General features: G+C 71.6%; 19 protein-coding genes. 10 read left to right on the top strand and 9 right to left on the bottom strand.

Annotated elements, in window-relative coordinates; translation table 11 throughout:
- A partial coding sequence (locus VEL82_07585) for a hypothetical protein (GenBank protein HXW67716.1) occupies positions 1 to 725 on the top strand: 725 nt, incomplete at its 5' end.
- Positions 726 to 879: 154 nt separating this feature from the next.
- On the opposite strand, the gene VEL82_07580 is transcribed toward VEL82_07585, so the two are convergent.
- The 8 genes from VEL82_07580 to VEL82_07545 form a co-directional block, all read right to left on the bottom strand.
- The gene (locus VEL82_07580) at positions 880 to 1,302 is read right to left on the bottom strand and encodes a hypothetical protein (GenBank protein HXW67715.1); all 423 of its coding nucleotides are present in this window, start codon (positions 1,300 to 1,302) and stop codon (positions 880 to 882) included.
- A gap of 7 nt (positions 1,303 to 1,309) precedes the next feature.
- Positions 1,310 to 2,497, bottom strand: a complete 1,188-nt coding sequence (locus VEL82_07575; GenBank protein HXW67714.1) for an oligopeptide/dipeptide ABC transporter ATP-binding protein — start codon at positions 2,495 to 2,497, stop codon at positions 1,310 to 1,312.
- A gap of 9 nt (positions 2,498 to 2,506) precedes the next feature.
- Positions 2,507 to 3,946, bottom strand: coding sequence for an ABC transporter ATP-binding protein (locus tag VEL82_07570; GenBank protein HXW67713.1), 1,440 nt, complete (start codon positions 3,944 to 3,946; stop codon positions 2,507 to 2,509).
- Between the two features lie 186 nt (positions 3,947 to 4,132).
- On the bottom strand, positions 4,133 to 5,263 hold the full coding sequence (locus VEL82_07565) for an ABC transporter permease (protein ID HXW67712.1): 1,131 nt from the start codon (positions 5,261 to 5,263) through the stop codon (positions 4,133 to 4,135).
- Between the two features lie 14 nt (positions 5,264 to 5,277).
- A complete protein-coding gene (locus VEL82_07560) occupies positions 5,278 to 6,531 on the bottom strand; it encodes an ABC transporter permease (protein HXW67711.1) in 1,254 nt (417 codons plus the stop codon).
- Between the two features lie 147 nt (positions 6,532 to 6,678).
- Positions 6,679 to 7,056: an aminoacyl-tRNA hydrolase gene (pth2, locus tag VEL82_07555; GenBank protein ID HXW67710.1), complete on the bottom strand. Its 378-nt coding sequence runs from the start codon at positions 7,054 to 7,056 to the stop codon at positions 6,679 to 6,681.
- Positions 7,043 to 7,591, bottom strand: a complete 549-nt coding sequence (locus tag VEL82_07550) for a DUF1616 domain-containing protein (GenBank protein ID HXW67709.1) — start codon at positions 7,589 to 7,591, stop codon at positions 7,043 to 7,045. Before VEL82_07550 ends, pth2 begins: the two co-directional genes overlap by 14 nt.
- A 13-nt stretch (positions 7,592 to 7,604) precedes the next feature.
- Positions 7,605 to 8,945, bottom strand: coding sequence for a signal recognition particle protein Srp54 (locus VEL82_07545; protein ID HXW67708.1), 1,341 nt, complete (start codon positions 8,943 to 8,945; stop codon positions 7,605 to 7,607).
- A gap of 155 nt (positions 8,946 to 9,100) precedes the next feature.
- On the opposite strand from VEL82_07545, the gene VEL82_07540 reads away from it, so the two are divergent.
- Genes VEL82_07540 through VEL82_07500 form a run of 9 tightly spaced genes read left to right on the top strand, consistent with a single transcriptional unit; the run spans position 9,101 to position 21,544 of the window.
- Positions 9,101 to 10,558: an FAD-dependent oxidoreductase gene (locus VEL82_07540; protein ID HXW67707.1), complete on the top strand. Its 1,458-nt coding sequence runs from the start codon at positions 9,101 to 9,103 to the stop codon at positions 10,556 to 10,558.
- A 56-nt stretch (positions 10,559 to 10,614) separates the two neighbouring features.
- On the top strand, positions 10,615 to 12,957 hold the full coding sequence (locus VEL82_07535; GenBank protein ID HXW67706.1) for a S8 family serine peptidase: 2,343 nt from the start codon (positions 10,615 to 10,617) through the stop codon (positions 12,955 to 12,957).
- Positions 12,958 to 13,015: 58 nt separating this feature from the next.
- Positions 13,016 to 14,542 carry a phenylalanine--tRNA ligase subunit alpha gene (locus VEL82_07530; GenBank protein ID HXW67705.1) on the top strand — a complete coding sequence of 509 codons (1,527 nt, stop codon included), beginning with the start codon at positions 13,016 to 13,018 and terminating at the stop codon, positions 14,540 to 14,542.
- Between the two features lie 2 nt (positions 14,543 to 14,544).
- A complete protein-coding gene (locus tag VEL82_07525; GenBank protein HXW67704.1) occupies positions 14,545 to 16,239 on the top strand; it encodes a hypothetical protein in 1,695 nt (564 codons plus the stop codon).
- 23 nt (positions 16,240 to 16,262) lie between these two features.
- A complete protein-coding gene (locus VEL82_07520; protein ID HXW67703.1) occupies positions 16,263 to 17,942 on the top strand; it encodes a methylmalonyl-CoA mutase family protein in 1,680 nt (559 codons plus the stop codon).
- A 7-nt stretch (positions 17,943 to 17,949) separates the two neighbouring features.
- A complete protein-coding gene (gene mce, locus VEL82_07515) occupies positions 17,950 to 18,345 on the top strand; it encodes a methylmalonyl-CoA epimerase (GenBank protein HXW67702.1) in 396 nt (131 codons plus the stop codon).
- Positions 18,342 to 19,556 (top strand): enolase C-terminal domain-like protein, encoded by a 1,215-nt coding sequence (locus VEL82_07510; GenBank protein ID HXW67701.1) that lies wholly within the window; start codon positions 18,342 to 18,344, stop codon positions 19,554 to 19,556. The genes mce and VEL82_07510 overlap by 4 nt, the downstream gene beginning before the upstream one ends.
- Positions 19,557 to 19,575: 19 nt before the next feature.
- On the top strand, positions 19,576 to 20,217 hold the full coding sequence (rpsB, locus tag VEL82_07505) for a 30S ribosomal protein S2 (protein ID HXW67700.1): 642 nt from the start codon (positions 19,576 to 19,578) through the stop codon (positions 20,215 to 20,217).
- A gap of 52 nt (positions 20,218 to 20,269) precedes the next feature.
- Entirely contained in the window at positions 20,270 to 21,544 is a 1,275-nt protein-coding gene (locus VEL82_07500) for a helix-turn-helix domain-containing protein (GenBank protein ID HXW67699.1), read from the top strand.
- A 119-nt stretch (positions 21,545 to 21,663) separates the two neighbouring features.
- Here VEL82_07500 and VEL82_07495 read toward each other — a convergent pair.
- On the bottom strand, positions 21,664 to 22,041 hold a 378-nt coding region (locus VEL82_07495), incomplete at its 5' end, for a hypothetical protein (GenBank protein ID HXW67698.1).

Here is a 22,041-nt window from a genome sequence, read left to right as displayed (position 1 = left end):
CGACCCCCGGGAGCCCGTACTACGACGCGGAGATCGCCAGCGACTGCACGACCAGCCACCCGTGCACGATCCCGCTGTTCGGCGAGACCGGCTTCCCGCAGGGCGACATCCAGAACGGGCTGTGGGTCGCCTCGATCCTGAAGGTCACCGGCGGCGCGATCAACCCGGTGCTCGTGGACGTGACGTTCCTGACGCTCGTGCTCGGGTCGCTGTACAGCGCCCCGGGCGAGAGCCCGCTACCCGTCTACACGCTCGGCTGGTCGCCCGACTACCCCGCGCCGTCCGACTACTACACGCCGCTGTGGAAGCCCAACTCCACCTACACCTACGCGGACGCGGTGGGACCGCAGTCGCTCCTCTACACGGCGAGCGGCACGCTCGGCTGCCCGACCTACACGGTCGACCAGTGGGCCCAGTGGTCGAACTACTCGCAGAACAACGCGGGGATCCCGCAGGCCTGCCAGGGAACGGCGTACTACGCGATGTACAACGCCTACGAGCTCGCGTTGCACACGTCGGACCCCGCGACCCTCGCGTTGCTCTACGCGGAGATCTCCCAGATCGGGCGGGCGCTCGGCCTCTACACCTACCAGTTCGAGTCGGTGGGTGCCTGGCTCACGGCGCCATGGATCAACATCTCGAGCGTGAACACGCAGCTCACGATGAGCGCGGGTGGCCTCGACAATGTGTTCTACTCCGTGACCGGCAACGGAAAGCTGCCGTAGGGGCCCGAAGTCGGTACGGAACGGACCGGTAGAAGATCCGACCCCCCCGTTCGGGGCGGGTCGGGTCAACCCCTTCCCCCTCTCCTTCTCTTATCGGAGCGAAGGTGCGGCGCGGACGATCCGACCGGCGAGGTCACGGGAGGCGCGACGCGTCCTACAGGAACTCCGAGGGGTCGACCGCGGCGGGGGAGGCGGGGTGCCGCCGTGCCTCCTCCCGGGCCTCGGACCAGCGGCCGTACTCGACCGGCCGGTTCCAGGTCCTTCGGAACGGCTGCCGGGTGCTCCGAGAGGCCTCGTCCGGCTCGAACCAGAGGCACTGGTAGGCGAGGTACTCGGCGTAGATCGCGATCGCGAGCGCGATCAGGATCCAGGCGAGGTTGATCGCCATCCAGGGGTACAGCCACTGGACGACGACCCAGACGTCGGCGATGAAGAAGAAGCAGAGGGCCCACACGCGCGCGAAGGACCGGTAGAAGTACTCGCGCCAGCTCGGGCCGGGCTCGTCGACGAGGCGTTTGCGGCGCGCCCGCTCCTGCGCCGCGTCTCCGAACTCGCTCGTCTCCCCGCCGCCCGCCATGGGCCGGTCAGCTCGCGGCCGGGGGCACCGCGAGGGCGCCCGAGCCGAGCGGCGCGTCGGCGGGCTCGTCGGGCGTATGGTAGAGGTGGCAGGAGACGAAGTGCCCGGGGTGCTGCGGGCTCGGTTGGAGCCGGGGCTCGACCCGGCGGCAGACCGGCATCACCGCCGGGCACCGCGTGTGGAAGCGGCAACCCGAGGGCGGCGCGACCGGGCTCGGCACCTCGCCCGAGAGGACGATCCGCTCGCGCTTGACCGTGGGGTCGGGGATCGGGATCGAGGCGAGGAGCGCCTGGGTGTACGGGTGGAGCGGCCGGGTGAACAGCTCCTCGGTCGGCGCCCGTTCGACGACCTGGCCGAGGTACATCACGACCACGTCGTGGGCCATCGCGCGCACGACGGAGAGGTGGTGCGAGATGAACAGGTAGGCGAGGTTCTCCTCCTGCTGGAGCCGCTTGAGTATGTTGAGGATCTGGGCCTGGACCGACACGTCGAGCGCGCTCGTCGGCTCGTCCAGCACCACGAAGTCCGGCCGCAAGGCGAGCGCGCGGGCGATCCCGATCCGCTGCCGCTGGCCGCCGGAGAACTCGTGGGGGAACCGCCACAGGTGCTCCGGGTTGAGCCCGACGCTCGTCATCAGGTCCTGGACGCGCTGGTTGCGCTCGGCGCGGGTGCCGGCCTTGTGGATCTCGAGCGGCTCCCGCACGATCTCGCGGATCGTCAGGCGCGGGCTGAGCGAGCTGAACGGGTCCTGGAAGACGATCTGCATCTTGCCGCGCAGGGTCCGCATCTGCGAGCGCCGCTTGCGGAAGATCGAGGACTTCGTCGCGATCTGGTCGAGCTCGCGGAGCACGCCGGCAGGGGCGCTCGCGCCGTTGCCGCCGGAGCGCGCGGCGACGTCGAGGTCCGCGTAGAGCTGGTTGAGCCGGTCGAACTGCTCGGCGCTCGGTCGGTAGAAGACGTGGCCCGAGCTCGGCTCGATCAGCCGCAGCACGACGCGACCGGTGGTCGTCTTGCCGCAGCCGGACTCGCCGACGAGGCCGACCGTGCGCCCCGCGCGGACGTCGAACGAGATGCCGTCGACGGCATGGACGTCGCCGATGTGCGTGGAGAGGAGTCCCCCGCGGACCGGGAAGTACTTGCGCAGGTTGCGCACCGCGAGGAGGATCGGGGGTTCGTCGCCGCCGTTGGTCGCCATCGCCCCTCCTTAGTTGCGGTCCTCGACCCCGTGGTAGAGGAAGCAGGCGACCGTGTGGCTCGGCGCCTCGACGGTCGTCGGCGGGACCTGCTCCTTGCAGATCGGCATCGCGTGGGGGCAGCGGGGGTGGAACCGGCACCCCGGCGGCGGGGAGATCAGGTTCGGGACGGAGCCGGGGATCGACTCGAGCTTCTTGTTCGGGTCGTCGACGCGCGGGATCGAGGCGAGCAGGCCCTGGGTGTAGGGGTGCAGCGGGTTGGCGAACAGCTCGCGGACCGGGGCGGTCTCGATCATCCGGCCGGCGTACATCACGGAGACGCGGTCGGCGACCTCCGCGATGACGCCGAGGTCGTGCGTGATCAACAGGATCGCCGTGCCGACCCGGGACTTGAGCGCCCGCATCAGCTCCAGGATCTGGGCCTGGATCGTGACGTCGAGCGCGGTCGTCGGTTCGTCCGCGATCAGGATCTCCGGGTCGGAGGCCAGCGCCATGGCGATCATGACCCGCTGCAGCATCCCGCCCGAGAGCTCGTGCGGGTAGCTCGACGCGACCTGGGCCGGGCTCGCGATCGAGACGCTCTCGAGGAGCCCCACCGCCTGCCAGAACAGCTCGGAATCGAGGGGGCGCTTGACGTGGCGGCGGATCCCGGGCAGCCGGTAGCCGAGCGAGCCGAGCTCGACCGCCCGCCGGCGGGCCCTCGCGAAGCCTCGCCCGCGGCGGTCGGGCTTGCCCTCCTTCATCTCGGTCATGTAGATCCGCCGGAGCGTCTGGTCGAGCTCGGCGATCCGTCGGCGGCGCTGCAGGTAGCTGCGCTGCAGGCCCGACAACGGCACACGCCGCAGGCACCGCTGCACCTCTCGGCCGATCGCCTCGGTCCCCACGAGGTTCGGGTTCCGGACGGCGTAGAACATCTCGGTGGCCAGGCTGGGAAGGCCGGTCAGCTGCCCGATCTCCTTGGAGACCGCGCGGATGCGGGGAAGGTCCTTGTGCAGGGCCGCGTCGACGAGCCGATCGACCGCCTCCGGGAGCTCGGGCGCGGCGGTCGACGCGGCGAGCATCGCGTCGATCGTGGGCGGGAGGCGATGGAGCGTCAGGGACTCCCCGATCTGGTCCCAGACCCGGAAGACCGGGTTGAGCGCGAGCATCGGCTCCTGGAAGATCGTCGAGATGAGCGAGCCGCGGACCGCCATCATCCGCCGCTGGGCTTCCTGGATGCGCCGGTAGCTGCGGCGGATCTTGTAGCGGCCGGTCTTGCCGACCTCCTTGAACCTCGCCTCCTTGTCGAGGCCCCACAGGAGATCGGAGCCGCGGAGCAGGACCCGGCCCTCCATGATCCGACCGGGCGGGTCCGGGATGAGACGGGTGATCGAGAACGCCGTGACGCTCTTGCCGCAGCCGGTCTCACCCACGAGCCCGAGGGTCTCTCCGCGGCGGATCTTCAGGTTCACGCCGTCGAGGGCGCGGACGACCCCGTCGTACGTGTAGAAGTAGGTCTTGAGGCCGCGGACGTCGAGGACGACGTCGGGGGAGCTGGTGGCCGCGCCCGCCACGTCGAGCGCGGCGGGCGCCTCCGCCTCAGGTTCCGGCAGGGGGGACTGGGACGGGAACGAGGCCGAGGCCGACACGAGGACCGATCACCGCCTCAGGCGGGGATCGAGCGCGTCCCGCAGGCCGTCCGAGAAGAAGTTCACCGAGATCGCGAAGAGGAACAGCGTGATGCCCGGGAAGAACAGCTGCCACCAGGGATAGTAGGTCACGCCGCCGAGGAACAGGTCCCCGACGATCTGCGAGGAGACGGAGGCGCCGGCGAGCGACCCCCACTCGGGGAAGACAGGGGTCGGCCACACCTGCACTCCGAGAAAGATGATGGCACCGATGATGAGGGGGATCGATCCGACGTCGAGCGCGATCTGTACGAACACGGGGAAGAGCGAGTTCGGGATGATGTGTTTCCGCAGGATCCGACCGGTCCCCGCGCCGCTCGCCCGGGCGGCCTCGACGTACTTCTGCTCTCGGACGACGACCACCTGGGAACGCACGATGCGGGTGTAGAACGGCCACCAGGTGATCGAGAACCCGATGATCAGGACCGCGACCCGACCGGATAAGCTACTGAAGATCGATACGGGCTCTAAGACGATGATGAGCACGAGCACGAGCAGTAGCTGCGGTACCGACAGGAAGATGTCGGTCGTCCGCATGATCGCCTCGTCGACGAGCCCGCCGCTCACGCCCGCGGTGGCGCCGAGCAGGAGCCCGACGCTCGCCCCCACCGCGACGATCGCGACCGAGATCGTGATGCTCCATTCGCTTCCTTTCACGATCCCGTCGAACATGTTGTAGAAGACCGGCGCCCCGGGGTCCGTCGACAGCGAACCGAACGGTAAGGGACCCAGGTGGAACGGACTCAGCGAGAACGTGGGCGCCACGAACGACGGGTTGTTCGGATCGGTCAGGTAGCAGTTGGCCACGGGCGGGAGCGAGCCGGGCGGATAGGTGCAGATCGGGTTCTGGCAGACGGAGGTCGGGTAGAACTGGTAGCCCGAGTAGTAGGTCCCGCAGTACTGGGTCATCGTGGTCGCGGACGCGTGGTAGAAGAACGACGCCACGAAGAGGACCGCGAAGAAAACGAGGAGTCCCACCCCGATCATCGCGAGGGTGTTCTTGCGGAGCAGGTACCAGGTCCGCTTCATCTGGTCGAGCCGCGGGTTGGGGCGACGGCCCCGCGCCGGGAGCGCGGACCCTTCACCGTTCGAGCTCGCCATCGATGCTGCCTCCGCTAGCCGAGACGGATCCTGGGATCGAGGTACGCCTGGATCACGTCGACCATCACGTTCGCGACGACCACGATGATGGTGAACAGGATCGTGGTGCCGAAGATCATCCCGTAGTCGTAGTTGGGCAGGATGGACCAGATGAGCACCTTGCCGATCCCGTCGAGCCCGAATACCTCCTCGATCACCGGGAAGCCGCCGATGAACGCGGCGAAGGTGAGGCCCAGGACCGCGACGGTGACGGTCAGGGAGTTGCGGCCGGCGTGCTTACGGATGACCGAGGATTCCGGGACGCCCTTCGCGCGCGCCGTGCGGATGTAGTCCTGGTTCATCACCTCGAGCATGCTGTTGCGCACGTAGCGCAGGATGCCCGCGACCGAGAGGTACGCGATCGACAGCGCCGGCAGGATCAGCCGGGAGAACACGGACAGTGCGAGGGACCACTGCCCGTGGATCAACGAGTCGACGATCGGGAAGCCCGTGGGGGACGTCGGCGCGAAGACGTGGGTTCCGACCCACGGATAGCTCGTGACCGGATAGCACGTCGATAACTGGAACGGCCAGGACCCGTAGACGAGGTTGAACACCGAGGAGCCGCAGACGGTGGCCGTGGCGCCGCCGAGCAGTTCGACGGCGGCGATCAGGACCAGGCTGGCGAGCAGGAACGAGGCAAGGGCATAGCCGGAGAATGACATGATCCGGGTGCCCTGGTCGAGCGGCCGGTTGCGGAACACCGCCGAGTAGTTGCCGAGCGGGATCGAGAGCACCAGGATGAACAGCAGCGAGAGGAGCGCGAGCTGGATCGTGAACGGAAGGTACCAGCTCAGGACGGTGGTCACGGGGAGCGACTTGCCCTCCTCTCCGATGAGGTTGGACATGAAGCTGCCGGGGGCGGTGTGTCCCCAGTTGAACGTGAGACCATTGTACACGTAGATGGCCCATTGCACGGGGATGGGCAGATTGAATCCTAACTTGTCGAGAGCGGGTTGCCAATCCGGATTGGTGCACAGCGCGCTAGTGGACGCGGGGGTGGTCAACGAGGTGTTCGACGAAACGGAAGGGATTGGCGCCGACGCGGTGGTGTTGGTACAAGGGATCTGGGGGGTGATGGGACGGCCGCCGTGACCGGTGCCGAGCTCCGCCGCGATGCGGTCGGTCAGCGGGAGGGCACTGATGATCCCGAAGAGAATGGTCAGGACCCCGATCAGGATGGGGATGAGCAGCAGGAGCCGTCGCACCACATAGACCCAGAGTTGCATCGGTCCCCGGCCCCCCGGCGGTGGCCCAACACCGAAGTCCGATGGTCGTATATAGTCATTTTTTGGACCGGGCCGTTCCGAGAACGTCAGTTGACGACCGCGGCCTCCGGCGGCCCGGTGCCGGGGGCCGGACGGGCGCGCGGGGGTCTAGAGGAGGTCGAGCTCGCCGGTCACCGGGTCGAGGTCGACGGCGCGGGCGGGGCCGAGTCCGAGACAGGTTCGGGTACCCGGCGGGACCTCGGTGAGGCCGGCGTCCTCGACCCACACCGTCGGGATTCCGTGGGCCTTCGCTCGCCGCTCGAGTCCCTCGAGGTCGGCGAGCGTGGCCACGGTGAGCGCGATCTTCTTCCCGCCGGTCGCCAGCCAGGCCTCCAGGGTCGTCGCGTCGCGGGCCTCCGCACGGCGGGTGAGAAGGACCGCGGCGTGAGCGGCCTGGACCGCCGCCTTGCCCGCCGTCAGACGAAGCTCGGCGCGGATCACGAGGGCCATCTTGTAGTCGGCCCCCGGGCGCTCACGGAGTGGCATACTCCGCCTCCCGAGCCTGACCGAGCTCCGCCTGCCGGCTCCGCACTCGCTCGAGCTCGTCGCGCAGCGCCGCGGCTTCCGGAGGGCCGACGGACCGGACGCGCAGGGCGTGGACGATGCGACGTTCCTGCCGCGCCAGGTCCTCGAGCTCCCGGTCCAACTCCCACGCACCGAACTCCCCGGCGTCCAAGGGCCCCGCCCCCGCCGGTTCTGCGCGCCCGGCCCGGTACGCGCCGCGCGCCCACCCGACACCGAAGGCGACCGCAGCGATTCCGGCGAGGATGCCCTCGAGGACCGGGTCGCTCCACGCGCCGGCGAAGCCGGCCGGGGTCCCGTCGAGCAGCGCGACGCCCACGAGGACCGTCAGCGTGACGCTGAGCACGAAGGCGAGGGTCACGGTCTCCAGCTGGCGGAGCGCGGCCCCGGGACCGCGTAGGCGCCACTCCGGGAACACCGCGCGCGACAGCGCGAACCCGGGCACGAAGAACAGGAGCAGACCACCGGCGATCGCCTCGAGGATCGCGAGCCCGTCCACCGGAGCCCCCCGATCACTCGAGCGCGGGCTCGCCGGCCGCGAACTGCTTTTCCAATTGGCGGCGCAGGCGCCGGTTCGAGGCGAAGCCGTGGGCCGCCTTGCGGGTCATCTCGTAATGCTTGAGCAGGCCCCGGACCTCCTGGGTCTTCGTGCCGCTGCCCCGCGCGATGCGGTGGATCCGATCCGCCTTGAGCAGCTGCGGGTCGTCGAGCTCCTCGCCCGTCATTGAGTCGAGGATCGTCCGGAACCGCTTCATGCGGACCTGGGTCGCGTCGAGCTGCTGCTCGTCGACCTTGGCCGCCCCCAGGGTCGGCAGCATCGAGAGCAGCTTGGAGACCGGTCCCATCTCCCCGAGCGAGGCCAGCTGCGCCCGCATGTCGCGGAGCGAGAAGCGCCCACTCATGAGGTTCTTCGCGGCCTTCTCGGCCGCCTCCTTGTCCGACAGCTCCTCGAAGCGCTCGAGCAGTGTCTGGATGTCCCCCATGCCGAGCAGGCGCGAGACGAACCGGGTCGGCTCGAACCGCTCGAGCTCGTCGAGGTGCTCGCCCGTGCCGATGAACAGGATCGGCGCGCCGCTGACCGCGACGGCGCTCAGCGCCCCACCGCCCTTCGCCGAGCCGTCGAGCTTGGTGAGGATGACGCCCGTCAGGCCGACCGACTTGTGGAAGGCCTCGGCGCTGCGCCCCGCGGCCTGGCCCATCGCGGCGTCGAGGACGAGGAGGGTCTCCTCGGGCTCGAAGGCCGATCGGACCCGCTGGAGCTCGGCGATTAGATCGGCGTCGATGCCGCTGCGTCCGGCGGTGTCGACGATCACGGCGAGATGGGGTGGGAACCTCGCGAGGGCGTCCCGGACGATCACCTCCGCCCGCGGTTCGGACCGGTTGGCGTAGAACTCCGCCCCGACCTTTCGGGCGAGCTGCTCGAGCTGATCGATCGCGGCCGGCCGATGCACGTCCGCGGCCACGAGCCCCACTCGGACGCCGCGCTTCTGGAAGTAGCGGGCGAGCTTTCCGGCGGTGGTGGTCTTGCCCTGCCCGAAGAGGCCGGCGAGGAGGATCCGCTTGGGCCGCAGCTCGAACGCTCGTTCCTTTCCGAGGATTCCGCGGATCTCCTCGTAGATGATGCGGATCAGGAAGTCCCGCAGGCTCGCCCCCGCGGGCGGCTTCTCCTGGGTGGCGCGCTGGCGCACCCGCTGGGTCAGCGAGAGCGCGAGCTGAACGTTCACGTCCGCCTGCAGCAGCGCGCGCTGGATGTCGCGGACCACCTCGGCCAACAGCGCCTCGTCGACCGTCGAGCCCCGGGCGATCTTCTGCAGAACGCCGCGCAGGGACTTTCCGAGAGAATCGAGGACCATGCATCCTCCGCCGGGGCGCCCGGCGACGCCCTAGGGACCTGTGGGGAACCTATAGCTTTCGACCCCACGGGGCGCAAGGCGCCGATGGAGGGGGCCGAGGCCCGCCCGTGGCGCGCACAAGCGTATTATGAACCGCGCGAGCTAGTTGCACGGCCATGCCGCCGGACTCCCCGGCCCCACCGAAGGTCACGCCCCCCAAACTGAACCCGGTGCGGGTGCCGATCGCCGAGGAACCGGTCGCCGATCGGGTGACCGACTTTCGGGAGGTGCTGCACGCCTACTCGAAGGAGGAGGCGATCCTCGAGGCGAAGCGCTGCATCCAGTGTCGCCGGCCCTGGTGCGTCGAGGCGTGCCCGATCGACCAGGACGCGCGAGAGTACATCCGTCTGATCGCGATCGAGGACTGGGACGGGGCGGCCCGCGTGACCCTGCGGGAGAACCCGCTCTCCACCTGCCTGTGCAAGGTCTGCTACCACTACTGCGAGGACGCGTGCGTCGTCAAGAAGAAGGGCGTCCCCATCGCGATCCGGCAGCTCAAGCGGGCCGCCCTGGATTACGGCGCGAGCGATCTCGCCTACGTCGCGTCGAAGCCGAAGGACCAGCGGATCGCCGTCGTCGGCGCGGGCCCGGCCGGGCTCATGGCCGCCTGGGAGCTCGGGGTCCGAGGCTACTCGGTGACGGTCTTCGAACAGGAGGACCGGGCCGGAGGCCTGATGCAGACGATCCCCGCGTACCGGATGACCGACGCGGACGTCGAGACCGATCGGGCCCGCTTCCGAGACCTCGACGTGACGTTCGTCCAGGATCGCAAGGTCGGCCGCGACCTCCCGCTCGACTCCCTGCTCCGCGACGGCTATCAGGCCGTCTTCGTCGCGATCGGAACGCCGAAGCACCGGACCCTCGGCGTCCCCGGCGAAGATCTGGACGGGGTCTTGCCGGCGCTCGAGTTCCTCACGCGCATCAATCGCGGCGAGCCGGTGACGGTCGGCAAGGAGATCGTGGTCGTCGGGGGCGGGGACGTCGCGATGGACTCGGTCCGCAGCGCGCTCCGGGAGTCGCACGGAGGTCGCGTGACGCTGGTCTACCGGCGGACCCGGGGGGAGATGCCGGCCGACCCGGAGGAGATCCACGGCGCCGAGAGCGAGGGGATCGTCTTCCGCTTCCTGAAGGCCCCCGTGCGGATCGTGGGCGACGGCCACGTGGAAGGGCTCGTGGTCCAGTCGATGGAGCTCGGGGAGCCGGACGCCGGGGGACGCCGCGCGCCGGTGCCCGTCGCGGGCTCCGAGGAGACGCTCGCCTGCGACACAGTCATCGTGGCCGTCGGCCAGCGGGCCGACCTCGAGGGATTCGGGCCGGGACTCGACCTCAAGCTGACGAGCCAGGGTTGGCCCGAGGGGAAGGGCGCTGGGTTCGCCACTGGGGTCCCCGGGATCTTCGCCGCCGGCGGCCGCTCGGTGGTCTATGCGATGGGCAGCGCCACCAGCGCCGCGGAAGCGATCGACGCCTACCTGGCGGCACGACGGGGCGAGCCGACCGGCCCGAGGCCGGATCCGTTCGGCGGCCCGGAGCCGTTCCACCGTCCCGCGGGGTACACCGCACCCATCCGGGTCTAGCGGGGCCGGCCGCGGTACGAAGGTTTTTGGAAGGCGAGGGGCCCATGCATGTCTGCATGGACCCCCCTCGCCCCCGCTCGGCGCGGCGGGCCGTCCTGGCGAGCCTGCTGGCGGTGCTGGCCGTCGCGGTAGCCCCTGGCCTCGCGCTCGCGGACGGTCCGACCGCCTCCTCGCTGTCCCCGACGACCGCCACCCACCTGCCGCCGTCGCCGTTCGGCGCGATCGCGGGCTACTCGAGCTCGCTCGCGGACGCGGTCCCCCGAGCATCCTCCCTCGCCGGGACCGTGGAGGTCGTCCTATCCTTCCGCCCGAGCTCGACAGCGTTCTACCTGGCGCCCGCGGCGGGCGACCCCGCGCTCACGCTCGGCCAGATCGCGGATCGCTACGGCCTCTCCCCGAGCATGTACGCCGCGGTCGAGGCCTACTTCGAGGCGCGCGGCCTCGCGGTCGTGCACGCGTGGCCGGACCGGCTCTCGCTGAGCCTCGCGGGGCCGGCGGCGAGAGTCGGAGCCGCGTTCGGCACCTCGCTGCGAACGGGTGACTACGAGGGTCGGACCGTGTCGTTCCCCGCGTCGGCCCCGAGCCTCCCGAGCTGGCTCGAGAGCGAGATCGATGCGGTCAGCGGGTTGGCCGGCGGCTGGACCCCGTTCACCCTGCCCGCGCTCGGGGCCGCATCGCCGGTCGCGGACGCGGCGCCCGAGCAGAATCCCGCGGACCTGGTGACCCCGTCGATCGCCCGAGACATCTACGACATCTCGGGTCTCTACAACCTCACGAGCGCGCCCACCTACGCGACCGGCAAGGGCGTCGTACTTCTCCTGTGGGGGAAGGGCTACGTGCCGTCCGACATCGCGACGTTCTTCTCGTCGTTCTACCCCGCCAGCTTCCCCGCTCCGGTGGTCACGCCGTACCCGGTCGACGGGGCGCCGCCGCCGTCCAGCGGGGCGGCCAACGATCCCAGCAACGGCTCGCGCGAGTTGACGCTCGACCTCGAGTGGTCCGGCTCGATGGCCCCCGGCGCGGACCTGGACGCAGTGTACGCCCCCGACGGGCCCGCGGGCGACAACTATTCGCCGAGCGACGCCTCGATGATCGATGCGCTGAACACCGCCGTCGACCCCTCGGACGTGCCGAACGTCGCGGTGATCTCGATGTCCTTCGGGTCGGCCGACGGGGCCGACCCGAGCTTCCAGACGGCTTACGAGCAGGACTTTCAGGAGGCTCGCGACGAGGGGATCACGGTCTTCGCCGCGACGGGCGACACGGGTGGCGACGCCGGCGCCGGCTGCGCCGGAGGGCCGCAGGCCCAGTACCCCGCCGCGTCGCCGCAGGTGATCGCGGTCGGAGGGACGGCCGTCACGCTCCAGCGGAGCGTGCTCGGCAGCGTGAACGGATTCTCGGAGACGGCATGGTCGCAGAGCGGAGGCGGCTTCTCGAGCGTCTACGCCGCCCCGTCCTGGCAGGAGGTCGGTAGCGCGGCGGCCCCGATCGAGGCCAACGGGCACCGGGGAACCCCGGACGTGGCGGCGACCGCGGGCTACAACATGTTCTACTTCGATGGCGTCCAGGAGGTCGGCGGCGGAACCAGCTTCGCCACCCCCCTGTGGGCGGGGATGGTCGCCGAGATGGACGCATTGCGCGGCGCGAACCCGAGCTTCGGGTTCGTCACGCCGGACCTCTACGAGCTCGCCGCGACCGAGTCGGGCAGCCAGCTCGCGTTCCACGACGTGACCACCGGCAGCAACTGCCTCGGCCCGGCCGGCCCGGGTTGGGACACCGCGACCGGTTGGGGTTCGCCGGACGCGGTGCTGCTGTACGAGCACCTCGTGGCCTCGTTCGTGAACATCACGCTCTCCGCGACGCCGGGTCTCGTCGGTCCCGGCGGATCGGTGTCGATCTCGGTGACGGTCTCGAACGCGACCAGTGGCCGGCCGATCGTCGGCGTGCCGGTCCGGATCAGCCTCACTTCGGGTGCCCAGATCGGCCCGTGCTCGGGCACCTTCGGCACGGTGACCCCGTACACCAACGCCTCCGGCGAAGCGGCCACGAGCGTCGCCGTCTCGAGCTGCTACCTCGGCTCGGCCGCCGTCGCGTCGGGCACGGTCGCGAGCGGCGGCTACTACGGGAGCGCCTCCGCCACGGTCGAAGTCAACCTGTTCGGGCTCTCGCCCGCTCTCGCCCCGTTCGCCTCGTTCCCGCTGAACCTGGTGTTCTTCGTCGTCCTCATGGCAGTGGCGACCGTGGTCGGAGGGCTGCTGGGCCGTCGCCCGCCCGAGCTCGTGCCCGCCTCGCCGGCCGGCGCACCAGCGCCCCCGCCGTCCGCACCGGGGGATCCTCCCGCGGTCGCCGGACCGAATCCCTCGCCCACCGGGTCGCTGCCACCGGTGCCGCCGATCTAGCGCCGGGCGGCGGGTGTCTCGCCAAAAGACTTAATCACGTTCCCTCCTGCTCGGCGTCGTGCCCGATGCCTCGCCCACGGATGCGTCGGACCGGACTTCCTCGCTGTCGCTGTCCGGGCCCGAGCGCGCCGTGCTGGAGGCCCTCCGATCGGCGGCGGAGACTCCGGTCGACGAAGAGGACCTGGCCGCCCGGCTGGGGGTGGGCCTGGACTCCGCCCGCGGCAGCCTCCAGCGACTGCGCGCCAAGCACCTGGTCACCCTCGACGAGGAGCACGAGGTCCTCCAGCGGCTGACAGCGCGGGGACAGGACGCCCGGGCCCGCGGGCTCCCCGAGCGCCGCCTGCTCGACGCGCTCGAGCGGCGGGGCGGGAGCGCCACGCCCGCCGACCTCGCCGCCGAGGGGCTCCCGGAGGAAGAGCAGTCGGCCGCGATCGGCATCCTGCGCCGGCGCGGCCAGCTCGAGCCGGGCCTGCCGTTCCGGCGCGTCGGCGGGGCCAGCGAGCGCGCGATGCTACCCGAGGAGACCGTGCTCGCGCAGGTGGCGAACGGCGAGACCGGCACGGACGAGGCGATCGTCGCGGCGCTCGAGCGCCGCGGTCTGGTCCGCCGCGAGCGTCGGTCGATCAAACGATGGGCTCCGTCCGACGAAGGTCGTCGGCTCGCGCTGCCGACCGAGGGCGAGTCGGCGATCGGTCCCGTGACCGCGGAACTGCTACGTGACGGCGCATGGCGGGGCCGCAGCTTCCGCCCGTACGACGTGCGCGCGCCCGTGCCGTTCCTCACGGGGGTACGCCCGAACCCGTACGCGGCCTGGCTCGAGGAGTTCGAGGAGATCCTCGTCGGCCTCGGGTTCGAGGAAGCCGAGGGGCCGCTGCTCGAGACCGAGTTCTGGAACAACGACGTCCTCTTCATGCCGCAGGATCACCCGGCGCGCTCGATCCACGACGCGTTGTCGGTGCTCGACGTGCGCGGACACCCGCCGGCGGAGGCGCTGCTCGCTCGGGTCGCCGCGGTCCACGAAGGCCGGCCGATGCCCGGGGAGCGGTCCGCGATGGGCCCCGGCTGGGGAGGCCTTTACGACCCCGAGGTGGCGTCACGGCCCGTCCTTCGATCCCAGACGACGGCCGTCTCGGCCCGGTACCTCGCCCGCCACCCGACACCCCCCTTCCGGATGTACTCGCTCGATCGCAACTTCCGTCGCGAGGAGGTGGACGCGCGGCATGGGATCGAGTTCGCCCAGTGCGAGGGGATCCTGGGCGAGGCCGGCACGTCGCTGCGCGACCTCATCGGGGTGTTCCGCGCCCTGGCCGAGGCGATCGGGATCCGGGAGCTGAAGATCCGGCCGAGCTACTTCCCGTTCACGGAGCCGTCGGTCGAAGGCTACGTTCGCCACCCCCGGCTCGGCTGGCTGGAGGTCTTCCCGGGCGGGATGTTCCGGCCGGAGGTCCTCGGCCCGCTCGGCGTCGAGGTCCCGGTCGCCGCGTGGGGCATCGGTATCACGCGCCTCGCGCTCGTCGGCCTCGGGGTGAGCGATCTGCGCGAGCTCTACGCCGACGACCTCGGGCGACTGCGCGGGGGGTCCTAGTTGTGCCGCAGTCGATCCTCCAGCGCGAACGCGTCGTCGCCCGGCTCGGCCGTCCGCTTCCCGACGCGGCGCTCGAGGACCTCCTCTTCACTTCGAAGGCCGAGATCGAGGCACAGGACGCCGACTCGCTGACCCTCTCCGTCACCCCCGATCGCCTCGACCTCCTGAGCGAGGGGGGCCTCGTGCTGTACCTCGAGGGAGTGATGGGGCTCGCGGGTGGCCTCCCGCCGCTACGGATCGTCGCGGCGCCCGAGCCCGCGCCGGCGTTCGAGGTCGACCGCTCGGTGGGCCGGATCCGCCCGATCATCGCCGGCTTCCTGGCAACCGCTCCGGACGACGCGGGTCTCGATGCGGGGACGCTCGCCGAAGCGATCCGGTTCCAGGAGCTGCTCCACGCGAGCGTCGGCCGGGAGCGACGGACCGCGAGCCTCGGCATCTATCCGTACGATCGTCTGCAGCCGCCGTTCCGCTACGCCGCGGAGCCGCTGAGACGCGTCCGGTTCGTCCCGCTCGGCGCGTCGGAGGAGGTCGAGGCGACCGCGTTCTTCCGGGACCATCCCATGGCGCAGCGCCACGGCCCGCTCGGGCGCGACGGCGAGCGGTGCCTTACGCTCCGGGACGCGGGGGGCGTGGTGCTGAGCCTCCCACCGGTGCTCAACTCCCGCGCAGGCGGGGAGGCCCGGGTGGGCGATCGTCGCCTGCTGGTCGAGTCGACCGGTGGACGGCCCCGTCCGGTGCGCGAGGCGCTGGGCCTCCTATCCGTCGTCTTCGCCAGCCGGGGATGGACCCTGAGCCCGATCCCCGTGCACGCGCGGGGTCCGGCCCGGAGCGACGGAGCGTCCCTACTCGCGCCTCGCCCGGTAGATCTCTCCTCCCGGACGCTGCGGGCGCTCGCGGGGATGGACTGGACCGCGGCGGAGGTCGAGGAACGGCTGGCCCGCGCGCGGTTGGGCCCGTCGGCCCGACGCGGGGGCTGGCGCGTCGACACGCCGCCCTGGCGGCCGGACCTGCTCGCCGCGGTCGATGTGGCCGAGGATGTGATCCTCGCCCAGGCGCTCCGGGCCGACGAGGGGATCGTTCCTCCCAGCCGGACGCGCGGGCAGCGGCGACCCGAGTCACGCTTCCGTCGGGCGTTCGCGAGCTACCTGCTCGGTCTCGGGTTCGTCGCCCCGTACACGTCGCTCCTGGTCTCGGAAGACGGGGTCGCACGGGTTCCCGGCGCCGCACCGATCCGTCTCGCGTACCCGGTCTCGGCCGAGTTCGCGTTCGTCCGGGACCGCCTGCTGCTCTCCCACCTCCAGGTCCTTGCGCGGAACACCCGTTACGGGTACCCCCAGCGCATCGGCGAGGTCGGACCGGTCGTGCTCCGGGCGCCGGCCGCGGAGCCCGGTGCGGAGACCCGGACGCATGCGGCGATGGTGATCGCGAGCGAGTCGGCCAGCTTCGCCGAAGCCGGGGCGCTCGTCGACCAGCTGCTGCGGCTGGTCGACGTGGGTTCCGTGCGGGAACCGGCCGAGCTCCCCGGAACGATCCCCGGCCGGGCGGCCCGCGTACGCGTCGCGGGGGAGGCGGTCGCGGAGATCGGGGAGATCCACCCGGACGTGATCGCGGCGCTCGGCGTGCCGGTCCCGATCGCGTGGGCCGAAGTCGACCTCAACGCCCTGCGTCCGCTGGTCGGGGGCCCAGAAGCGCCTTAATAGCGCCCGCGGGTCGCAAGCCGATGGCGCGCGCCCGCAAGCGTCCGCTCGAGCCGGGGGGGCGGCCCCGGTGGGAGCGCGATGCCCGGGCCGCGATCGGCGCGCGGGTCGACGGGGGCCCCCTGCCGCTGCTCGTCGGCCCGCCCGACGACCCGGACGCCGCCTTCCTGGAACGGGTCGGGTTCCCGGGGGAGCCTCCGTACACCCGGGGCATCCAGCCGACGATGTATCGCGGCCGCCTCTGGACCTTCCGCCAGTACTCCGGGTTCGGCACCGCGGCCGCCACCAACCGTCGCTTCCACTTCCTGCTCGAGGGCGGCCAGACGGGCCTCTCGGTCGCCTTCGATCTCCCCACCCAGAACGGCTACGACTCGGACCACGCTCGCGCGGCTGGCGAGGTCGGCCGCTGCGGGGTGCCGGTCGCTTCGCTCGGAGACATGCGCGCGCTCTTCCACGGCATCCCGCTCGACCGCGCGACGGTGTCGATGACGATCAATGCCACCGCGCCGATCCTGACCGCCCTGCTCGTCGCGGTCGCGGAGGAGGGCGGCGTCCCGCGGGCGCGGCTCGGCGGGACGGTTCAGAACGATATCCTGAAGGAGTACGTCGCGCGGGGCACCTACATCTATCCGCCGGGCCCGTCGATGCGGCTCGCGGTCGACCTGGTCGAGTTCGCGACCCGGGAGATGCCGCAGTGGAACTACATCTCGGTCTCGGGCTACCACATGCGCGAGGCCGGCGCGACCGCGGCCCAGGAGGTCGCGTTCACGCTCGCCAACGCCATCGCCTACGTCGGCGCGGTCCGGGCCCGGGGGCTCGACCTCGACGAGTTCCTGCCGCGCCTGTCGTTCTTCTTCTCGGCCGACCGTAACTTCCTGGAGGAGATCGCGAAGTTCCGAGCGGCCCGCCGTCTGTGGGGCTCGATCGTCGAGCGCACGTTCGGCGCCCGGTCCGCCCGCGCCAAACAGCTGCGCTTCCACACCCAGACCGCGGGCTCGAGCCTGACCGCGCAGCAGCCCGAGCTCAACGTGGTCCGCACGACGCTCGAAGCGCTGAGCGCGGTGCTCGGGGGCACCCAGTCGCTGCACACGAACGCCCTGGACGAGGCGCTCGGCCTGCCGACCGAGTCGTCCGCGCGGCTCGCGCTGCGGACCCAGCAGATCCTGGCCGAGGAGTCCGGCGTCGCGTCGACCGTCGACCCGCTCGGTGGCGCCTACGAGATCGAGTACCTCACGGATGCCGTCGAGCGCGACGCCCGCGACTACCTCGAGCGGATCGAGACGATGGGGGGCGCGCTCGTCGCGATCGAGCGCGGGTTCTTCGCTGGCGAGATCGCGCGCGAGGCGTACCGGACGGCACGGGCGCGCGAGGCTCGGGAGGAGACCGTCGTGGGCGTGAACGCCCATCGGGAGGGGAACCCGCGGTTCACGCTCTTCCCCGAGGAGGGCCGACGGGGCGCGGCCGGCCAGCGCATCACGCCCGCGGAGGAGCGCCGCCAGATCGCCGGCCTGCGACGCTGGCGCCGGGCGCGCGAGCGCTCGCAGAGCGCGGCCACCCTCGCGGCGCTCGACCGCGCGAGCGGCGCGGGCGACAACGTGATGCCGCACGTGCTCCGCGCGGTCCGCGCGGGAGCCACGCTCGGGGAGATCGCGGACGTCTGGCGCGCTCGCTTCGGCGAGCAACCGGCCTCCCACGCGTTCTAGGAGGCACGTGCAGCTCGATCACATCGGGATCGCGGTCCCGAGCCTTCCGGAGGCGATCGAGCGATGGCGCCCTCTCGTCGGCGCCCCCGAGGCCCCGCCCGAGCTCGTGCCGTCGAACCGTGTGCGCGTCGTGTTCGTCGACCTCGCCGGGACCCACCTCGAGCTGATCGAGCCGAGCGAGCGAGACAGCCCGGTCGCCCGGTTCCTCGAGCGCCGCGGGCCGGGGGTCCACCACCTCGCGTTCCAGGTCCCCAGCGTCGACGCGGCCCTCGCCGAGGTGCGTCGACGCGGCGAACCGGTGGTCGACGAGCACGCGCGCGCGGGGGCGCGCGGCCGCCGGGTCGGCTTCGCCCATCCCGCCGCGTTCGGTGGGGTCCTGGTCGAGTTCGTGGAGGCTCCGTGAGCCGGATCGTCTCGGTCGAGGTCGCCCCGCTCTACGACAGCCGCGGCCGTGCGACGGTCGAGGCGACCGTCACGCTTTCCTCGGGCGCGCGGGCGCGAGCGGGGGCCCCGAGCGGGGCTAGCACCGGCGCGACCGAGGTCCAAGCCTTCCCGGCCGGCGGCGTCGCGGAGGCCGTCACCACCGCCGCCACCGTGCTGGCGCCGGCGCTCGTCGGGCTCGATCCTTCCGACCGCGCCGGGGTGGACCGCCGGCTCCACGAGGTCGACGGCACGCCGGACTTCTCCCGTGTCGGCGGCAACACGGCGACCGCGATCTCGGTCGCCGCCGCGATGGCCCTCGGGGAGGAGACCGGGCAGCCCCTCTGGCGCGTGATCGCGCGCCCTGGCGTGGACGGCGGCCGCTTCCCCGCGATCGTCGGCAATTGCATGAACGGCGGCGTCCACGCGATCGGTGGGCCGGAGTTCCAGGAGTTCATCGCCTTCGCGGAAAACCCCGATCCTGGCGACTCCGTCCGGGCGGCGCTGCGCGTGCACGCCCTCCTCGGCGAGGCCCTTCACCGGCGCTTCCCGACCGCGGCGCTCGGGCGGGGAGACGAGGGCGGCTGGGTCGCCGCGCTCGACAACGTGAGCGCCCTCGAGCTGCTGGCGACCACGTGCGCGCGGGTGCGCGACGAGCTGGGGCTGAGCGTGCACCCCGGACTCGACCTCGCGGCGAGCGAGTTCTTCCGGGAGGGGCGCTACCGCTACCGCGACCGAACGCTCGACACCCCCTCGCAGGTCGCGTTCGTGGGCGAGCTGGTCGACCGCTTCGGCGTCCGCTACCTCGAAGACCCGCTGGACGAGACACAGTTCGAGGCGTTCGCCGACGTCACGCGGGCGGTCGGGGACCGGTCGCTCGTGGTCGGCGACGACCTCTACACGACCTCGGTCGAGCGCCTACGCACCGGCATCGAGCACCGGTCGACGAACGCGGTGCTGATCAAGGTGAACCAGGTCGGCACGCTCACGGACACCCTCGCGACCGTCGACCTGGCGCGGAAGGAGGGTCTCGCGACCGTGACCAGCCATCGCTCCGGCGAGGTTCCGGAGGGCTGGCTCGCGCACGTCGCGCTCGGCACCGGGGCCCGGGGGCTCAAATGCGGCGTGGTCGGCGGCGAGCGGGTGGCAAAGCTAAATGAACTCCTTCGGCTCGCCCGCGCCGTCCGAGGGTAGCACGGTGGCCGACGACGCGATGATGGCCGAGGAGCGGGTCGCCTCGACCGACGGCCAGGACATCCGGCCCGGCGAGCTGCTCGTCCCGGAGGAGACCTATCTCACCGCGGGAGTCCACATCGGGACCCAGCAGAAGTCGGCGAGCATGCGCCGCTTCGTCTTCAAGGTCCGTTTCGACGGGCTGCACGTCCTCGACGTGCGGGAGACCGATCGTCGGATCCGCTTCGCCGCGCAGTTCCTGACCCGGTTCCCGGCGGACCGCGTGCTCGTGGTCTCGCAGCGCCAGTACGGACAGAAGCCGGTCCGGGTCTTCGCGAAGACGGTCGGGGCGGTCTCGTTCGCCGAGCGGTTCGTCCCGGGTTGCCTGACCAACCCGAACCTCGCCGAGTACTTCGAGCCCAAGGTCCTGATGGTCACCGATCCCGCGACCGACCAGCAGGCGCTGAGCGAGGCGGTCTCGATCGGGATCCCCGTGATCGGGCTGTGCGACGTGAACAACGAGACCCGCGACGTCGATCTCGTCATCCCCGCGAACAACAAGGGACGGGTCGCGCTGGCGACCGTCTACTGGCTGCTCGCGCGCGAGGTCCTGCGAGTCCGGGCCGGTGGGGCCGAGGTCGCCTACCCGCTCACGGTCGAGGACTTCCAGGCCGCGCTGTAGCGCGGCCGGCGCCTCCCGTGCCGTTTTAACCGAGCTCGCGCTCGATGGTTCCGTGGGGCGGCCCGGGTCCGACCTGCTCGATCTGCTGGGCCAGCACGGCATTCCCGAGAAGGCCGGTCGGTTCTACCTAGCGGCCTGCCGGGCCGGGCCGCAGACCGCAAGCGAGCTCGCCCGATCGAGCGCGGTCAGCCGCGTGGAGGCCTACCGGATCATCCGGCAGCTCTCGGGCGAGGGGCTGTTGCGGGCGACGGGGGGCCGGCCGCGGCGCTTCGCCGCCCTGCCGCCGGACGAGCTGATCGACCGGTGGATCCGCCGCGCGTCGGACCGCGTCCATCGGCTCCAGTCGGATCGCACCAAGATCCTGTCCGACTGGGAGGACGTGCGCACCGAGCTCGACGAGCGGGACCCCCGCAAGTTCGCCGTGCTCGAGGGCCGCGAGACGATCCATCGCTTCCTCGTCAAGCGGCTCGGTGCCTCGTCGCGCCGCGTCCTCCTGAGCGCGAGCGGTCGCGCCCTCTCGCGCGTCATCGACACGGGCATCGACCGCGCGCTGCGCGAGGCCGGCCAGCGCGGCGTCAAGGTCCAGGTCGTGACCGAGGTCGTCGGCCCGAACCTGGCGGACGCCAAGCACCTCGCGTCGTTCGCCGAGCTCCGCCACGCGCGCTCGCCCGTCACCACCCGCTCCGTCGTGATCGATGGGGGCGGTGCGCTCGTCTACGTCTCGAGCGAGGAGGGCTTCGGCAGCACGGGCGACGAGCAGGTCGCGCTCTGGTCGAGCGCGCCGGCCTTCGTCCAGCTCGCCCGCGACTACCACCGACGCCTGTGGACGCCGGCCGAGCGGTCCGAGGCCCGGTTCGTGGAGCTCGAGAACCCGCCGGCGGCGGTGCTGCCGGTCGTGCAGGGCCACGAGTCGGTGCCGTTCCAGCGCCTGAAGGAGATCGCCGCGCTCGGGATGCGGGCGAGCGGGGTGAAGGAGTTCCAGCTCCACCTGCCCGAGCTGATCGAGGCGATCAGCCGCCAGCTCGGTCGCGAGATCGCCGAGAAGGTGGAGGGTCGCACGCCCGAGGAGGTCGCGCGGTCGCTGAGCACGTACTACGAGACCCACACCATGGGCCACCTCAGCGTCCTCAAGGAGCGTCCGCTCACGCTGCGGGTGACAGGGTGCTTCGCGTGCACCTCGGACTCACCGGAGATCGGGCGCGTGATGTGCCCGCAGCTCCTCCGCACGATCCTGGAGACCCGGCTCGGACACCACTGGGAGGTCTCGAAGCCGGACCCGACCAAGCACGCGAGCCGTGGCTGCCTGTTCACGGCGACGGCGAGCTGAACCCGCGAAGCGCGCGCGTCGCGCGCACCGTCCGGTGCTCGGGCGGTGCCGTTGGGGTACTCAGCGGGGGTCCGCCCGCCGGACGGGCGGTGCCTCGAACCCGGAGAGGCGAGCGCGCCCTACCGCGGCCTCCAGGTGAACCAACCCCCGAACGAACCGAGCAGGAATCCGAGGACCCATCCGCCCGCGAAGCACGTTAGGAGCGCGGCGCAGGAAAGGCCGATCTCGACCGGACCCAGCCAGGTGGGCGGGCGCGGCCTCGATCCGCGTTGGGCCAGGCCGATCAGCACCAGCCCCCCGGCGATGCCGACGACGCCCGAGGCGATGAGCGGCTCGCCCGCGAGCCCGAGGTACCGTCCGCCGGGCGCGACACCGAGGGCGGCCTGGGCGGCCCCGCCCAGGCAGTCCGCGATGCCGCCGACGAGGACCAGCTGGCGCGGGCTCGTACGCGCAGGCGTGCCGCCGGATCCCGTCCCTCGCGCCATGCCGGGCCCGGG

This window comes from Thermoplasmata archaeon, assembly GCA_035622275.1.
Lineage (GTDB): Archaea > Thermoplasmatota > Thermoplasmata > Lutacidiplasmatales > UBA184 > Lutacidiplasma.
The sequence above is the reverse complement of the archived record's forward strand: the minus strand, read 5'-3'. Positions and strand labels throughout refer to the sequence as shown.

Excerpts from the sequence above, each read along its gene's own strand:
- VEL82_07580 (HXW67715.1), bottom strand. The coding sequence starts at position 1,302 with ATGGCGGGCGGCGGGGAGACGAGCGAGTTCGGAGACGCGGCGCAGGAG.
- VEL82_07575 (HXW67714.1), bottom strand. The coding sequence starts at position 2,497 with ATGGCGACCAACGGCGGCGACGAACCCCCGATCCTCCTCGCGGTGCGC.
- VEL82_07565 (HXW67712.1), bottom strand. The coding sequence starts at position 5,263 with ATGGCGAGCTCGAACGGTGAAGGGTCCGCGCTCCCGGCGCGGGGCCGT.
- VEL82_07560 (HXW67711.1), bottom strand. The coding sequence starts at position 6,531 with ATGCAACTCTGGGTCTATGTGGTGCGACGGCTCCTGCTGCTCATCCCC.
- pth2 (HXW67710.1), bottom strand. The coding sequence starts at position 7,056 with ATGCCACTCCGTGAGCGCCCGGGGGCCGACTACAAGATGGCCCTCGTG.
- VEL82_07545 (HXW67708.1), bottom strand. The coding sequence starts at position 8,945 with ATGGTCCTCGATTCTCTCGGAAAGTCCCTGCGCGGCGTTCTGCAGAAG.
- VEL82_07540 (HXW67707.1), top strand. The coding sequence starts at position 9,101 with ATGCCGCCGGACTCCCCGGCCCCACCGAAGGTCACGCCCCCCAAACTG.
- VEL82_07535 (HXW67706.1), top strand. The coding sequence starts at position 10,615 with ATGGACCCCCCTCGCCCCCGCTCGGCGCGGCGGGCCGTCCTGGCGAGC.
- VEL82_07520 (HXW67703.1), top strand. The coding sequence starts at position 16,263 with ATGGCGCGCGCCCGCAAGCGTCCGCTCGAGCCGGGGGGGCGGCCCCGG.
- rpsB (HXW67700.1), top strand. The coding sequence starts at position 19,576 with ATGATGGCCGAGGAGCGGGTCGCCTCGACCGACGGCCAGGACATCCGG.